General features: G+C 72.3%; 13 protein-coding genes. 6 read left to right on the forward strand and 7 right to left on the reverse strand.

Features of this window, described 5'->3' with window-relative positions:
* Positions 1-590: 590 nt before the first annotated feature.
* From RM590_RS03415 to RM590_RS03435, 5 genes are all read left to right on the forward strand, one after another.
* A complete protein-coding gene (locus RM590_RS03415) occupies positions 591-1,400 on the forward strand; it encodes an ABC transporter permease (protein WP_311702844.1) in 810 nt (269 codons plus the stop codon).
* Positions 1,401-1,431: 31 nt separating this feature from the next.
* Positions 1,432-2,196 carry an ABC transporter permease gene (locus tag RM590_RS03420; protein ID WP_311703393.1) on the forward strand — a complete coding sequence of 255 codons (765 nt, stop codon included), beginning with the start codon at positions 1,432-1,434 and terminating at the stop codon, positions 2,194-2,196.
* 1 nt (position 2,197) lies between these two features.
* Entirely contained in the window at positions 2,198-3,184 is a 987-nt protein-coding gene (locus tag RM590_RS03425; RefSeq protein WP_311702845.1) for an ABC transporter ATP-binding protein, read from the forward strand.
* A 106-nt stretch (positions 3,185-3,290) separates the two neighbouring features.
* Complete coding sequence (locus RM590_RS03430) at positions 3,291-4,058, forward strand: ABC transporter ATP-binding protein (protein ID WP_311702846.1); 768 nt, start codon at positions 3,291-3,293, stop codon at positions 4,056-4,058.
* Positions 4,055-6,622 carry an ABC transporter permease gene (locus RM590_RS03435; protein ID WP_311702847.1) on the forward strand — a complete coding sequence of 856 codons (2,568 nt, stop codon included), beginning with the start codon at positions 4,055-4,057 and terminating at the stop codon, positions 6,620-6,622. Before RM590_RS03430 ends, RM590_RS03435 begins: the two co-directional genes overlap by 4 nt.
* Before the next feature lie 84 nt (positions 6,623-6,706).
* Here RM590_RS03435 and proC read toward each other — a convergent pair whose 3' ends face one another.
* From proC to RM590_RS03460, 5 genes are all read right to left on the reverse strand, one after another.
* Positions 6,707-7,513 (reverse strand): pyrroline-5-carboxylate reductase, encoded by an 807-nt coding sequence (proC, locus tag RM590_RS03440; protein ID WP_311702848.1) that lies wholly within the window; start codon positions 7,511-7,513, stop codon positions 6,707-6,709.
* 69 nt (positions 7,514-7,582) lie between these two features.
* Positions 7,583-8,344 carry a class I SAM-dependent methyltransferase gene (locus RM590_RS03445; RefSeq protein WP_311702849.1) on the reverse strand — a complete coding sequence of 254 codons (762 nt, stop codon included), beginning with the start codon at positions 8,342-8,344 and terminating at the stop codon, positions 7,583-7,585.
* A 215-nt stretch (positions 8,345-8,559) separates the two neighbouring features.
* Positions 8,560-8,847 (reverse strand): hypothetical protein, encoded by a 288-nt coding sequence (locus RM590_RS03450; RefSeq protein ID WP_394813779.1) that lies wholly within the window; start codon positions 8,845-8,847, stop codon positions 8,560-8,562.
* Complete coding sequence (locus RM590_RS03455; protein ID WP_311702850.1) at positions 8,844-9,176, reverse strand: ArsR/SmtB family transcription factor; 333 nt, start codon at positions 9,174-9,176, stop codon at positions 8,844-8,846. The genes RM590_RS03450 and RM590_RS03455 overlap by 4 nt, the downstream gene beginning before the upstream one ends.
* A gap of 118 nt (positions 9,177-9,294) precedes the next feature.
* Positions 9,295-9,813, reverse strand: a complete 519-nt coding sequence (locus RM590_RS03460; RefSeq protein WP_311702851.1) for a hypothetical protein — start codon at positions 9,811-9,813, stop codon at positions 9,295-9,297.
* A gap of 131 nt (positions 9,814-9,944) precedes the next feature.
* Between RM590_RS03460 and RM590_RS03465 the strand changes: the two genes are divergently transcribed.
* Entirely contained in the window at positions 9,945-12,083 is a 2,139-nt protein-coding gene (locus tag RM590_RS03465; protein ID WP_311702852.1) for a protein kinase domain-containing protein, read from the forward strand.
* A gap of 10 nt (positions 12,084-12,093) precedes the next feature.
* Here the strand turns inward: RM590_RS03465 and ilvD are convergent, their stop codons facing one another.
* Both ilvD and RM590_RS03475 read right to left on the reverse strand, forming a co-directional pair.
* Complete coding sequence (ilvD, locus tag RM590_RS03470; protein WP_311702853.1) at positions 12,094-13,938, reverse strand: dihydroxy-acid dehydratase; 1,845 nt, start codon at positions 13,936-13,938, stop codon at positions 12,094-12,096.
* Positions 13,939-14,041: 103 nt separating this feature from the next.
* Positions 14,042-14,905, reverse strand: coding sequence for a hypothetical protein (locus RM590_RS03475; protein ID WP_311702854.1), 864 nt, complete (start codon positions 14,903-14,905; stop codon positions 14,042-14,044).
* Positions 14,906-14,938: the final 33 nt, after the last annotated feature.

The raw sequence follows: 14,938 nt of genomic DNA on the forward strand, positions 1-14,938 counted from the left end.
GATCAAACTCTCCGTGAATGCTTCCAAACAGGAAACCATCCACACGAGATGTTCCTCGCTGAATAGTTACCAAAAAAATCTGGCGTTGACTTTTGGCACGCTGTTGAGTTCTCAAGGAACGGACGCTTCCGTCGAATCCCTCACCGGGACCCTCCGGGCGTTCCCTTCGGTGTTTCCGACCCTACCATGCCTTCGCCTTGCTCGATTTCCCGAACTTCGGCTTGGCCGGAAGGAGTTGCCCGCCAGCTTAGAGGATTCCCCCGGTCGATCCAAATCGGGCCGGTGGAGTTGATCTCTATTCCTGTGGCGAGCTCGATGGACCCTACGGATCGGCTCGGACGGTGTCAAGTTGGGGCCGGTCGGTGCGGCACAGCCTGCGTGAACCGGCCGCCGGGGCCCGCCAACTGCGGTGCTCCCGCGGTGCGGTGGGGAGCTCGGTCCCGAACGGGAGCTCGGGCCCGTTCGGTGGCGCGAAATATCCGGTGGCCGCCCCGGGCCGGCCCGGATTAGGCTCAGCGCCTTTGTGCAACGAGGAGCAAGGCGAGTGGGCCGGCGGGCAATCGGCGAGGAGAAGCGGGCGGGGGAATGCGATGGAGCGGTCCGGGCTGTACACGGCCGTCGCGGTCAACGGCTTCCGGCGTTACGCGACCTATCGGATCGCGACGGCGGCGGGAGTGTTCACGAACACCGTCTTCGGTTTCATCCTGGCCTATACGTTCATCGCGCTGTGGTCCGAGCGTCCGCGGCTCGGGGGTTATGACCAGGCGGAGGCCCTGGCGTTCGTCTGGATCGGGCAGGCGCTGATCGGTGCCATGTCGCTGCTGGGCGGCGGCTTCCAGGAGGAGTTGCAGGAACGCATCCGCAGTGGGGATGTGGCCATCGACCTGTACCGGCCGGTCGATCTCCAGCTCTGGTGGCTGGCGTCGGATCTGGGCCGGGGCGCGTTTCAGCTCTTGGCCCGGGGTGCGGTGCCGATGGCGGCGGGGACGCTGGCGTTCGAGCTGGCGCTGCCGGTGAGTCCCCTGTCCTGGGCGCTGTTCCTGGTGGCGGTGGGGCTGGGCGTGGTGGTGAGTTTCGCGATCCGGTATCTGGTGGCGCTCACCGCGTTCTGGCTGCTGGACGGGACGGGGATGTCGATGATCAGCACGCTGGCCGCCATCTTCTTCTCGGGGATGCTGCTGCCGCTGACCGTCTTTCCGGGGGCGTTCGGCGACGTGGTGCGGTGGCTGCCGTGGGCGGCGATACTCCAGGTGCCGGCGGATGTGCTGCTGGGGCAGTACCAAGGGGCCGGGGTGCTGGGGGCGTTCGTCTTCCAGGCGTGCTGGGCGGTGGTGCTGCTGCTCGCGGGGCGGGCCGTGCAGGCGGTCGCGACGCACCGGGTGGTGGTCCAGGGTGGGTGAGGGGCTGCGGGCGTACGGCCTGATCGTGGCGATGTGGGTGCGTTCGGCGATGGCGTACCGGCTGTCGTTCGTGCTGACGACGCTGGGCAGCGCGCTGACGTCGTTCCTGGACTTCGTGGCGATCCTGATCATGTTCGCGCATGTGGACGCGCTGGGCGGGTTCACCGTGGCGGAGGTCGCGTTGCTGTACGGGGCGACGAGCACGTCGCTGGGGCTGGCGGATCTGGCGCTGGGGAATCTGGACCGGATCGGCAGCCGGATCAGGGACGGCACGCTGGATGTGCTGCTGGTGCGGCCGGCGCCGGTGTTCGCGCAGGTGGCGGCGGACCGTTTCGCGCTGCGGCGGATCGGCCGGATCGCACAGGGGCTGTTCGTGCTGGGCTGGGGGCTGACGCGGCTGGACGTGAACTGGTCGGTGGGGCGGGTGGTGATGCTCGTCGTGATGATCGTGGCCGGGGCGGTGATCTTCGGGGCGGTGTTCGCGGCGGGGGGCGCGTTCCAGTTTGTGGCGCAGGACGCGGCGGAGGTGCAGAACTCGTTCACCTATGGCGGCAACACGCTGCTCCAGTACCCGCCGACGGTCTTCGCGACGGAGCTGGTGCGCGGGGTGACGTTCGTGGTGCCGCTGGCCTTTGTCAACTGGCTGCCGGCGCTGTGGCTGCTGGGGCGGGACGATCCGCTCGGGCTGCCCGGCTGGGTGAGTTTCTGTTCGCCGCTGGTGGCGGCGGTGATGTGCGGGGCGGCCGGGCTGGCGTGGCGGTTCGGGGTGCGGAGCTATCGGAGCACGGGGAGTTGATATGAGCGAAGACGACGGCGCGCTGATCGAACTGGTGGGTCTGGAGAAGGTGTTCCAGGTGCGGCGCCGGGTGCGGGGGCTGCGCCGGGAGCGGCGGGAGGTGCGGGCGGTCGACGGCATCTCGTTCCGGGTGGCGCGGGGCGAGATGGTGGGCTACATCGGGCCGAACGGCGCCGGGAAGTCGACGACGATCAAGATGCTGACGGGCATTCTGACGCCCAGTGGCGGGCGGCTGCGGGTGGCGGGGCTGGATCCGGCGCGGGAGCGGACGCGGCTGGCGCGGCGGATCGGAGTGGTGTTCGGGCAGCGGACGACTCTGTGGTGGGACCTGCCGCTGCGGGATTCATACGGGCTGGTGCGGCGGATGTACCGGGTGGAGCCGGAGCGGTTCCGGGCGAACCTGGAGCGGTGCGTGGAACTGCTGGATCTCGGGCCGCTGCTTGAAGTGCCGGTGCGGCAGCTCTCGTTGGGGCAGCGGATGCGGGGGGACATCGCGGCGGCGCTGCTGCACGACCCGGATGTGCTCTATCTGGACGAGCCGACGATCGGGCTCGATGTGATCAGCAAGGCGAAGGTGCGGAGCTTTCTGCGGGATCTGAACGCGGAGCGGGGCACGACGGTGCTGCTGACGACACACGATCTGACCGATATCGAGCAGTTGTGCAGCCGGGTGATGGTGATCGACCACGGGCGGCTGATGTACGACGGGGCGCTGTCGGGGCTGCACGAGGTGGGCGAGAGCGAGCGGACGCTGGTGGTGGATCTGGAGCAGGAGCTGCCGCCGATCGAGTTGGAGGGGGCGCGGACGGTGCGGGTGGAGGGGCCGCGGCAGTGGCTGGCGTTCCCGGCGTCGGCGAGCGCGGCGCCGCTGGTGGCGCGGGTCGCGCGGGAGTATCCGCTGGTGGATCTGTCGCTGCGGGAGCCGGACATCGAGGACGTGATCGCGCGGCTGTACGTGGGGAGTCCCGGGGGTGCGGGGGTGGGGTAAACCCCCGGGTGGATACGGCGATGCGCACCATCGTGCGGGGTCCCCGGTGAACGGCACTGTTGCAGGCGTACTGAACAGACCGTTCCGATCAACGAGGAGACCAACCGTGGCAACGGCTGTATCCGGAACTCGTACGGCGGTTGCCGCGCGGGCCGAGGGTGTCGTGAAGGCGTATGGCGCCGGTGAGACCCGGGTGGTGGCGCTGGACAACGTGTCGGTGGACATCGAACGCGGCGCGTTCACCGCGATCATGGGCCCCTCCGGCTCCGGCAAGTCGACCCTCATGCACTGCCTGGCCGGACTGGACACCGTCAGCAACGGCCGGATCTGGATCGGCCCCACCGAGATCACCGGCCTGAAGGACAAGAAACTCACCAAACTCCGCCGCGACAACATCGGCTTCATCTTCCAGGCGTTCAACCTGCTGCCCACGTTGAACGCCCTGGAGAACATCACCCTCCCCATGGACATCGCCGGCCGCAAACCGGACAAGGAGTGGCTGGACCGCGTCGTGGCCACCGTCGGCCTGGGCGAACGCCTCAAGCACCGCCCCAACCAGCTCTCCGGCGGACAGCAGCAGCGCGTCGCCGTCGCCCGCGCCCTGGCCGCACGCCCCGAGATCATCTTCGGCGACGAACCCACCGGCAACCTCGACTCCCGCGCCGGCGCCGAAGTCCTCGGCTTCCTGCGCCGCTCCGTCGACGAACTCGGCCAGACCATCGTCATGGTCACCCACGACCCCGTCGCCGCCGCCTACGCCGACCGCATCGTCTTCCTCGCCGACGGCCGCATAGTCGACGAAATGCGCCAGCCCACCGCCGACGCGGTGCTGGACCGCATGCGCCGCTTCGACGCGCGCGGGAGGGTGTCGTGACCGTGCTGAAGACCTCCCTGCGGAGCTTCCTGTCGCACAAGGGCCGGATGCTGCTGTCGGGGATCGCGATCGTGCTGTCGGTGGCGTTCGTCTGCGGGACGCTGGTGTTCACCGACACGCTGAACACCACGTTCGACAAGTTCTTCAGCTCCACGGCGTCCGATGTGACCGTCGGGCCCGAGGAGGAGGAGAACGCGCAGGACACCGGCCGGGAGGGGATGATCCCCGCCTCCGTGGTGGACCGGGTGCGGGCGGTCGAGGGGGTGGAGTCGGCCGAGGGCGTGGTGATCAACACCCAGCTCACGGTGGTGGACGAGGCCGGCGACAGCGTCGGCTCCTCCAACGGCGCCCCGACGATCGGCGCCGACTGGGGGCCGGACATCCAGCGTTCGATGGAGCTCACCGAGGGCACGGAGCCGCGCGGGGCGGGCGAGGCGCTGCTGGACGCGGACACGGCCGAGCGGGCGGACATCGCGATCGGCGACGAGTTGAAGATCATCACGGTGTCCGGCACGCACATGGTGACGGTGACGGGCTATGCCGCGTTCACCACGACCAACCCGGGCGCGCCGTATGTCCTGTTGGAGCCGGCGGCGGCGCGGGAGGCGCTGCTGGGCGCGGCCGACGTGATCAGTTCGGTTCATGTGCAGGCGGCGGACGGTGTCGGCGAGGAGGAGCTGCGGGACCGGATCGTGGCGGGGCTCGGCGGCGGGTTCGAGGTGGAGACCCGCGCGGAGAACGAGGAGGCCATGAACGAGGACGTCGGCGGCTTCCTGGACGTGATGCGCTACGCGATGCTGGGCTTCGCCGGGATCGCGGTGCTGGTCGGGATCTTCCTGATCGTCAACACGTTCTCGATGCTCGTCGCGCAGCGCACCCGCGAGATCGGGCTCATGCGCGCCATCGGCTCCAGCCGCCGCCAGGTCAACCGCTCGGTCCTCATCGAGGCACTGCTGCTCGGCTTCCTCGGCTCGGTGGCCGGGGTGGGCGCCGGGATCGGGCTGGCCGTGGGGCTGATGCAGCTCATGAACTCGGCCGGCATCAACATGAACACCTCGGATCTGACCGTGGCCCCCTCGACGCCGGTCGCCGGGCTGCTGGTCGGCGTGCTGGCGACGGTGGTGGCGGCCTGGCTTCCGGCGCGCCGCGCGAGCCGGGTGTCGCCGATGGCGGCGCTGCGGGACGCGGGGACGCCGGGCGACGCGGCGGCGGGCCGGGTCCGGGGCGTGCTCGGGCTGGTGCTGACCGGCGCGGGTGCGGCGGCGCTGGTGGCGGCGGCGGGCGCGGACGAGGCGTCGGACGGTTCGATGTATCTGGCGGGTGGGCTGCTGCTGACGCTGCTCGGCGCGGTGGTCGTCGGGCCGCTGCTGGCGTCCGTGGTGGTGCGGGTCCTCAACGCGATCGTGCTGCGGGTGTTCGGGTCGGTCGGCCGGATGGCGGGCCGGAACGCGCTGCGCAACCCGCGGCGGACCGGTGCCACGGCGGGCGCGCTGATGATCGGGCTGGCGCTGGTGGGTTCGTTGTCGGTGGTCAGCGCCTCGGTGGTGGCGTCGGCGTCGGACCAGCTGGACCGGTCGGTGGGCGCGGACTTCATCGTGGACACGACCGGGGAGCAGCTCATCACGCCGGAGGCGGCCGAGGCGGTCCGGGCGGTGCCGGGGCTGGCGCACGTGACGGACTACACGGTGGTGAGCCTGGAACTGACCACGCCCGACGGGAAGTCGACGGACGAGGAGGTCATCGCGGCGGACCCGACGTACGCGCAGGATCTGCGGACGCCGGTCGTGGCGGGTGAGCTGGCGGCGGCGTACGAGCCGGACCGGATATCGGTGGGCGAGTCGTTCGCGGAGGACCACGGGCTGTCGGTGGGCGAGGAGATCACGGCCCGGTTCGTGGGCGGCGACGAGGGGGTGCGGCTGACCGTGGCCGCGATCACCTCGGAGGACACGCTGTTCGACCAGGGCGCGATGTACCTGTCGACCGACACGGCGCGGGCTCATCTGCCGGCGGCCGAGATGCCGTTGAACTCGGTCATGTTCATCACGGCGGAGGACGGGCAGCGCGCGGCGGCGTACCCGGCGCTGAAGGCGGCGCTGGAGCCGTTCCCGCAGTACGAGGTGAGCGACCAGGAGGACTACAAGCAGCAGCTCGAGGACGAGATCGGCATGCTGCTGAACATCGTGTACGCGCTGCTGGCGCTGGCGATCATCGTGGCGATCCTGGGCGTGGTCAACACGCTGGCGCTGTCGGTCATCGAGCGGACGCGGGAGATCGGCCTGATGCGGGCGATCGGCCTCTCGCGGCGGCAGCTGCGGCGGATGGTGCGGCTGGAGTCGGTGGTGATCGCGCTGTTCGGCGCGCTGCTGGGGCTGGGCCTGGGGCTCGGCTGGGGCGTCACGGCGCAGCGGGTGCTGGCCACGAGCGGGTTCTCGGTGCTGGAGATTCCGTGGCCGACGATCGTCACCGTGTTCGTGGGCTCGGCGGTGGTCGGGCTGGCCGCGGCGCTGTTCCCGGCGTTCCGCGCGGGCCGGATGAACGTGCTGCGGGCGATCGCGACGGACTGACGGCCGGCGGGTGACGAACGGCCCCCCGTTCCTCCCTCCGCGGGGGGGTCACGGGCGGGCCGTCGCCGTTTCCTTCGGGCCGGTTCAGGAGCCGGCGGCGAGCTCGCGGCTGCGGTCGCGGGCCGCTTCGAGCGCGGCGATGAGCGCGGCGCGCACGCCGTGCTTCTCCAGCTCGCGGATGGCGCTGATCGTGGTGCCGCCCGGGGAGGTGACCGCCTCGCGCAGGGTGACGGGGTGTTCGCCGCTGTCGCGCAGCATCACGGAGGCGCCGACCGCGGCCTGCACGATGAGGTCGTGGGCCTTGTCGCGGGGCAGGCCGAGCAGGATGCCGGCGTCGGTCATGGCCTCGACGAGGAAGTAGAAGTAGGCCGGGCCGGAGCCGGACAGCGCGGTGGCGGCGTCCTGCTGGGCCTCGGGCAGCCGCAGGGTCTTGCCGACGCCGCCGAAGATCTCCTCGGCGTGGGCGAGATGCTCCTCGGTGGCGTGGGTGCCGCCGGAGATCACGGACATGGCCTCGTCGACCAGGGCCGGGGTGTTGGGCATGACGCGGACGACGGGGGTGCCGGCGGTGAGGCGGGACTCCACGAAGCCGGTGGTGATGCCCGCGGCGGCGGAGATGACGAGCCGGTCGGCGGGGGTGTGCGGGGCGAGCTCGTCCAGGAGGGCCGCCATGTCCTGCGGCTTGACGGCGAGGATGAGCGTGTCGGCGGTCTTGGCGGCCTCCGCGTTGGTGACGACTTCGACTCCGTGTCGGGCCCGCAGCGCCTGGGCCCGCTCGCCGCGGCGCGCGGTGGCCAGCAGATCGGCCGGCGCCCGCCCGGCGCGGAGCATGCCGCCGAGCAGGGCCTCGCCGATCTTTCCGGTGCCGAGAACGGCGATCTTGTGGGTCATGACGCGGCTCACTCACTTGGTTGCGTAAGGACGGTGGCGTGTGCCCTCATCCTCGCACTCGCCCCGGACTCACCGCCGGACGAGGGTGAGCCGGACCGTGTAGCACTCCTCGACGAGTCCGTCGGGGAATTCGGCGGCCAGGATGTCCTCCTCGGCGGCCAGGATGGGGCGGGTGGCCTCCGGGCCGAGGACGGCGAAGTAGGAGTGGGTGGCGAGGTTGGCCAGGTGGGCGGCGAGCGGGATGGTGCGGCTCCAGCGCACCTCGCGGTAGGCCGGGGCGAGTTCGGGGCGCACGCGGCGGATGAGAACGGGTGCCCGGGCGGTGATGTCGTACTGGTGGTAGTCCGGGAGCCGCTCCCGCAGGCGCCGCTCCTGCGCCTCGATCCACGGCACGCCGCGGTCGGGGGTGTTCCACCACAGGGCGAGCGCGCCGCCGGGGCGCAGCGCGCGCAGGGCCTCGGGGACGGAGCGGGCGGGCTCGGTCCAGTGCCAGGCCTGGGCGTAGGTGACCAGGTCGAAGGAGGCGGCGGCGAACGGCAGGGCGTCGCCGCCGGCGCGCACGAGGGGAACGGTGGGCAGGCCGGCGCGGAACTGGGCGGCCATGCCGGCGCCGGGCTCGGCGGCCGTGACGCGGGCGCCGCGTTCGTGCAGGGCGCGGGTGGCTATGCCGGTGCCCGCGCCGACGTCGAGGACGTGCGAGCCGGCCAGCGGGCGGCCGGTCAGCTCCTCGATCGTGTCGTAAAGGGCGGGCGGGTAGGTGGGGCGGGCGGCGGCGTACTCGGCCGCGATGGAGTTGAACGACGTGGCGAACTGCCGTGAGAAAGTGGTCATGCGGGGTCAACTCCCCCGTCGCGACCCCCTCGAACCGGACACGCCGGAGCCGGGCCGGGGCCGCGGGTGCTCCCGGGGGAAGCCGTCGTTGGCGTACTCGCCGCGCGGACCCGGCCGCAGGCGGCGGACGAGTCGGTGCAGGCCGCGCATGTCTCGTCTCCTCGTTTCTCGTTCTTCCGGCGGGTGTTGGCCCGGGAGGTGTTGGCTCCGGGGGCTCAGTCCAGCTCGCGCATCATGCGTTCCATGGCGGCGACGGACTTGCGGGTCTCGCCGAGCTCGTCCGTGTAGCGGCGCAGGATCTCGGTGTTGTCCTCCAGCAGCTCCGCGTACTTGATGGTCAGCCGCTTGTACTCGTCCTCGCGGGTCATGAGCATGCGGGCGCGCCACGTCGCGGCGATCTGCCACACGACGACGATGAGGAGGGCGAAAAAGCCCGCGGTGCCCAGCCCCGCGGCCCAGACGCCGGCCGGGTCGTCCGCCATCGTTATCAGTGAGTCGTTCACTGCGCTTCCTCTTTCTGGCGCTGCCGGTCCGTCGTCGCCGTGAGCGTCCGGGCGGCATCCGCGATGGTGCGCGGGGTCAGTTCGTACATGAACGGGGCCACCTCGAAGAACTTCATGGCCTTGCCGTCCTCCGACAGTTCCAGCGAGCCGACGACGAGCCCGGCGGCCTCCAGCCGTTGCAGGTGCATGTGCAGCAGCGGGCGGCTCATGCCGATCTCGCGGGCGAGCCTGCTGACGTAGTTCCGTCGCTCGGTGAGCGCGGCGATGATCCGCATCCGGTGGGGGTTGCCGAGGGCGGCCAGGGCTTGCAGCAGCTCGTCCCCGCTCATGGCGACCCTTCCGTTCCCAGGTGGTGCGCTGCCAGGCTGGCAGCGGCCCGCGGCACCTGTCAATCAACCCTGACACATGTCCGGGGACACTCAGGGCCATCCCCTAGGAACGCCGCCCTTACGAGCGCTTTCCCTTGCGGCGCCGGGCCGGGTGGCCGGAGCGGCGCGAGGTCCGCCGGCGGTGCCGTTCGATGGCGGCCTCGTACTCCCAGCGCCGGAGCTTCTCGCCGGGCGCCTCCATGACGGTGCGCAGCGCGTACGCCAGGAGCACGCCGATGAAGCCCACCACCTTGATGCTGCGGAACGCCGACTCGTCCACCGCGTCCGCCGGGCGCGGGCGCGCGTAGCCACTCCACGTCCGGGTGAACGACATGACTGTGCAGAGCGTGAAGGCGACCACGACGAGGCCGCGCAGCCAGCCGGCCGTCCCGGAGTTGTACAGCCCCGCGTAGCCGAACCACAGCACCAGCGCGCCGGCGACCGCCAACAGGGCGGTGCCCAGGGCGAGTCCGGCCCGGCGTGCGGCGTAGCCGCCGGTGTGGTCGACCCAGGAGGTGCCGTAGAAGCGGATGGGCTCCGGGCGGGGCTCGTCGTCGGGGGCTCCGTCCGGCTGGATCTGCGGGTGCGAGGTGGACATACGGACGATTATGACGGGGGCGTTCGCGGCCCTCGCCGGGGCGTCGGCGCGATCCCGCGCCCCCCACGGGCGCGATGCCGCGTCGTACGCTGTCCCCGGCAACCTGGCATCGCGCACACGGGGGAGATGCCATGACGGACAACCGGGGCGCAGCGCCCGAACGGCTCGGCGCCTATGTGCTGGAGCGGCGGCTCGGCAGCGGCGGCATGGGCGTGGTCTATCTGGCCCGGACGGTCACCGGCCGGCAGCTCGCGGTCAAGGTGATCCGCCGCGAGTACGCCGAGGACCCCGGCTTCCGCACCCGGTTCCGGCGCGAGGTGGCGGCGGCCCGGCGGGTCAGCGGCGCGTTCACGGCGCCGGTGGTGGACGCGGATCCGGAGGGTGACCCGCCCTGGCTGGCGACGCTGTACGTGCCGGGCGGCTCGCTGACCGACCGGCTGGAGCGCGAGGGGCCGATGAGCGCGCGGGAGGCCGCGCGGGTCGGCGCGCAACTGGCCGAGGCGTTGCAGGACATCCACGGCTGCGGCCTGGTGCACCGGGATCTCAAGCCGGGGAACGTGCTGCTGGCCGAGGACGGGGTGCGGGTCATCGACTTCGGCATCTCCCGGGCGCTGAGCGACAGTCACCGGCTGACGGAGTTCGGCGCGGTGCTGGGCTCGCCGCCGTTCATGGCGCCGGAGCAGTTGACGGGCGGCGCGGAGGTGGGCCCGGCGGCGGACGTCTTCGCGCTGGGCGCGGTGGTGGCGTTCGCGGCGACCGGGCACAGCCCGTTCGAGGCGGGCGGGCTCGCGGGCGGCGATCCGCTGGCCGTGGCCTACCGGGTGGTGCACGAGGAGCCGGACCTGGGCGATCTGCCGGATCCACTGCGGGAGTTGGTGTCGCTGTGCCTGGCCAAGGACCCCGAGCGGCGGCCGGAGCTGTCGGCGCTGCTGCGGATGGCGTCCTTCGCGGACACTCGGGCGCAGGCGGCGGTGGTGCGCGACTCGCCGGTGTGGCAGGCCGCGGCGCGGCGGGCCCGGAGCGCGGACGAGACGCCGCCGCCACAGGCTCCGGGGCGACGCCGGCGGCGCGGCCGGCGCCTGGCGGTGGGCGCGGCGGCGCTGGCCGTGGTCGGGGCGGCCGGCCTAGGGGTGTGGCTGGCGCGGCCGGCGGACCCGGGCGGCACCCCGGGCGCGGACGGCCGGGGGAACGACCCGACGGCCGGGACCACGCCGGACGCGCCGGTGGAGCCGTGGGAGGTGGACCTGCGGACGTTCGGCGTGCGGGACGCGCCCACGGAGGCGTTCGACTGCCGGGCCACCGAGGGCGAGCTGCTGTGCGGCGCGGGCGGCACGTTCACGGTGCTGCTCCGCCCGGACGGCACGGAACGGCTCCGGTACGACGGTCCGCGCGACGCCGTGGGCGGGCCGACGGCGCTGCCCACCATGGAGTCGGTCTACGCCCGGTCCGACCGCGGCGTCGCCGTGCTGGACCGGGACGGCGAGCTGAAGTGGGAGATCGACGCGCCGGAGCTGACCGGCGCCCTGCTGCGCGTCCGCGGCACCGTGATCCTCCAGAACGGCGACAGCACGCTGCGGTTCTACGACGCGGACTCGCCGCCGGCCCCGATCGGCGAGTGGTCGGTGCCCGGGCGGTACATCACCCAGGCCGTGGCCAACACCTCCTACGCCGTGGTGGAGAGCCGCGCGGACGAGACGGGGGCCGATCCGCAGCTCATGATGCTGGACTCCGAGGGCCGCGAGATGTGGTCGGCGCCGCGCCGGCCGCCCGAGGACGCGGTCGGCCTGATGCAGACGATCGGGATCGACGACGACGCGGTCTACTTCCAGGAGCAGGATGTGGACCTGCCGGTCGTCACCGCCGTGCTGCGGATGGACCTGATGAGCGGGGAGTGGGTGCGCACGGAGCTGCCGCAGCCGGCCGAGCCTCGGTCCGTCGCGGCGGACGGCGTGGTGTACGCGGTGGACGGCGCCGGGCAGCTCACCGCGGTGGACGCGGCGGCGGGCGAGGTGCTGTGGAGCGAGGCCACCGGCGCCAGGCTGCCGTCGCAGCCGGCCGTGTCGGACGGGACGGTCTATCTGTCCGACGACGACGGCCGGCTGTACGAGGTGGCGGCGCGGGACGGCGAGGTGCTGCGGGTGGGCGAGGCGCACCAGGGGACGCCCGGCCCGGGCAGCGGCGCGTCGGCCCCGGCGCCGGCGATCATCGACGGCGTGGCGTACGTGGTGACTCTGGGGAACACGCTGTACGCCACGCCGGTCGGCGATTAGGCCCTGGGCGTCAGCCCTCCAGCTTGCCGATGTCGCGGACCGCGCCCTTGTCGGCGCTGGTGGCCATGGCGGCGTAGGCGCGCAGCGCCAGCGACACCTTCCGGTCGCGGGCCACGGGCGCGTAACGGCCGCCGAGGGCCTCGCGCCGGGTGGCCAGCTCCTCGCCCGGGACCTTCAGCTCGATGGTCCGGGCGGGGATGTCGATGCGGATCGGGTCGCCGTCGCGGACCAGGGCGATGGTGCCGCCGGCCGCCGCCTCGGGCGAGACATGGCCGATGGACAGGCCCGAGGTGCCGCCGGAGAACCGGCCGTCGGTGATCAGCGCGCACTTGGCGCCCAAACCGCGGCCCTTGAGGAACGCGGTCGGGTAGAGCATCTCCTGCATGCCGGGGCCGCCGCGGGGTCCCTCGTAGCGGACGACGACCACGTCGCCCTCCTTGACGCGCTTGGCGAGGATCGCCTCGACGGCCTCCTCCTGGGACTCCACGACCACCGCGGGGCCCTCGAAGGTCCAGATCGACTCGTCCACGCCGGCGGTCTTCACCACGCAGCCGTCCTCGGCCAGGTTCCCGTAGAGGACCGCGAGGCCGCCGTCGGCGGAGTGGGCGTGCGCGACGTCGCGGACGCAGCCGCGCTCGGCGTCGGTGTCCAGCGACTCCCAGCGCTCGGACTGGGAGAAGGCGCTGGCGGAACGGACGCAGCCGGGGGCGGCGTGGAACAGCTCCACCGCCTCGGGCGAGGGCGAACCGCCGCGGATGTCCCACTGCTTGAGCCACTCGGCGAGGGAGTCGCTGTGGACGGTGTGCACGTCCTCGTTGAGCAGGCCGGCGCGCTGGAGCTCGCCCAGGATCGCGGGGATGCCACCGGCGCGGTGGACGTCCTCCATGTGGTACGCGCTGCTGGGCGCGACCTTGCAGACGCAGGGCACGCGGCGCGAGATCGCGTCGATGTCGGCCATGTCGAAGTCGAGCTCGGCCTCCCGGGCGGCGGCCAGCAGGTGCAGCACGGTGTTGGTCGACCCGCCCATGGCGACGTCCAGCGCCATCGCGTTCTCGAACGCGGCGCGGGAGGCGATCGCGCGGGGCAGCGCGGTGGCGTCGTCCTGCTCGTAGTGCCGCTGGGTGATCTCGACGACGGTGCGGCCGGCGGCCTCGTACAGCGCGCGGCGGGCGGTGTGGGTGGCGAGCACCGAGCCGTTGCCCGGGAGGCCCAGGCCCAGCGCCTCGACCAGGCAGTTCATGGAGTTCGCGGTGAACATGCCGGAACAGGAGCCGCACGTCGGGCAGGCGGCCTCCTCGATGCGCTCCAGGTCCTCGTCGGAGGTGGTGTCGGCGACCGCCTCGGACATGGCGTGGACCAGGTCGAGGTTGGAGCGGACGGTGCCGTCGACGAGGGTGGTCTTGCCGGCCTCCATCGGGCCGCCGGAGACGAAGACCGTGGGGATGTTCAGCCGGAGCGCGGCCATCAGCATCCCGGGGGTGATCTTGTCGCAGTTGGAGATGCAGATCAGGGCGTCGGCGCAGTGGGCCTCCACCATGTACTCCACGGAGTCCGCGATCAGGTCGCGGGAGGGCAGCGAGTAGAGCATCCCGCCGTGGCCCATGGCGATGCCGTCGTCGACCGCGATCGTGTTGAACTCGCGGGGGATGCCGCCGGCCGCGGAGATCGCGTCGGAGACGATCCGGCCCACGGGCTGGAGGTGGGTGTGGCCGGGGACGAACTCGGTGAAGCTGTTGGCCACGGCGATGATCGGCTTGCCGAAGTCCTCGCGCGCTACGCCGGCGGCCCGGAGGAGGGCGCGGGCGCCCGCCATGTTGCGGCCGTGGGTGACTGTGCGGGACCTCAGTGTCGCCATGATCTGTGTCCTCTCCCTGCGAGGCTGTGCGGCTGGGATCGAGGCTACGCCTCTCGCGGGCCTTCCCGGACACGGATACCGCGATGCGAGACGGGCCGCGGGGTCAGGCGGCCGGGTCCGGATCGGCGGGGTGCGGCGCCAGCAGCGGCAGCGGCTTGGCGCCCGGGGGCAGCCCGGCCGGGGTGGCGGCGGCCAGGCGCTGCCCGCACAGGGCGGCGAGCTGCTCGTAGCCGGCCTTGCCCATCAGCTCGGTCAGCTCGGCGCGGTAGGTCACATACAGCGGCTCGGCGGCGGTGTGCGCCGAGGGCGCGCCGGTGCACCACCAGTGCAGGTCGTGGCCGCCGGCGCCCCAGCCGCGGCGGTCGTACTCGCCGATCGACACGTACAGAAGCTGCTCGCCGTCGGGCTGCTCCACCCACTCGAACGTCCGCCGCACCGGAAGCTGCCAGCACACGTCGGGCTTGGTGGTCAGGGGCTCGCGGCCCTCGCGCAGCGCGAGGGTGTGCAGCGAGCAGCCCTCGCCGCCGGGGAAGCCGGGGCGGTTGAGGAAGATGCAGGCGCCCTCGTGGCGGCGGGTGCGCCGTTCGCCGTCCTCGTCGAGCTCGACCCAGCCGGCCTTCTTGTGCCCCTCGGCGTGGAACTGCCAGGTCTCGGGCGTCAGCCGGGCCGCGTGGCCGGCCACCCGGCGCTCGTCGTCCTCGTCGGAGAAGTGCGCGCCCAGCGTGCAGCAGCCGTCGCCGGCGCGGCCGGCCTGGATGCCCTGGCAGCCGCGGCCGAAGACGCACTGCCAGCGGGAGGTCAGCCAGGTCAGGTCGCAGCGGAACACCTGCTCCGCGTCGTCGGGGTCGGGGAACTCCACCCAGGCCCGCGGGTGGTCCAGCGCTACCTCGTCACCGGCCGCGCGTCGGCGCGCGCCGTCGAGCTGCTGACCTGGTCTGCCCTGCTTCGCCCTCTTCGTCTTCGCCACAACGCCAGGGTAAATGGCGGGGTAGCGTTGGCG

The organism is Streptomyces litchfieldiae (genome assembly GCF_031845365.1).
Lineage (GTDB): Bacteria > Actinomycetota > Actinomycetes > Streptomycetales > Streptomycetaceae > Streptomyces > Streptomyces litchfieldiae.

Excerpts from the sequence above, each read along its gene's own strand:
- RM590_RS03415 (WP_311702844.1), top strand. The coding sequence starts at position 591 with ATGGAGCGGTCCGGGCTGTACACGGCCGTCGCGGTCAACGGCTTCCGG.
- RM590_RS03420 (WP_311703393.1), top strand. The coding sequence starts at position 1,432 with ATGTGGGTGCGTTCGGCGATGGCGTACCGGCTGTCGTTCGTGCTGACG.
- RM590_RS03425 (WP_311702845.1), top strand. The coding sequence starts at position 2,198 with ATGAGCGAAGACGACGGCGCGCTGATCGAACTGGTGGGTCTGGAGAAG.
- proC (WP_311702848.1), bottom strand. The coding sequence starts at position 7,513 with ATGACCCACAAGATCGCCGTTCTCGGCACCGGAAAGATCGGCGAGGCC.
- RM590_RS03445 (WP_311702849.1), bottom strand. The coding sequence starts at position 8,344 with ATGACCACTTTCTCACGGCAGTTCGCCACGTCGTTCAACTCCATCGCG.
- RM590_RS03455 (WP_311702850.1), bottom strand. The coding sequence starts at position 9,176 with ATGAGCGGGGACGAGCTGCTGCAAGCCCTGGCCGCCCTCGGCAACCCC.
- RM590_RS03460 (WP_311702851.1), bottom strand. The coding sequence starts at position 9,813 with ATGTCCACCTCGCACCCGCAGATCCAGCCGGACGGAGCCCCCGACGAC.
- RM590_RS03465 (WP_311702852.1), top strand. The coding sequence starts at position 9,945 with ATGACGGACAACCGGGGCGCAGCGCCCGAACGGCTCGGCGCCTATGTG.
- ilvD (WP_311702853.1), bottom strand. The coding sequence starts at position 13,938 with ATGGCGACACTGAGGTCCCGCACAGTCACCCACGGCCGCAACATGGCG.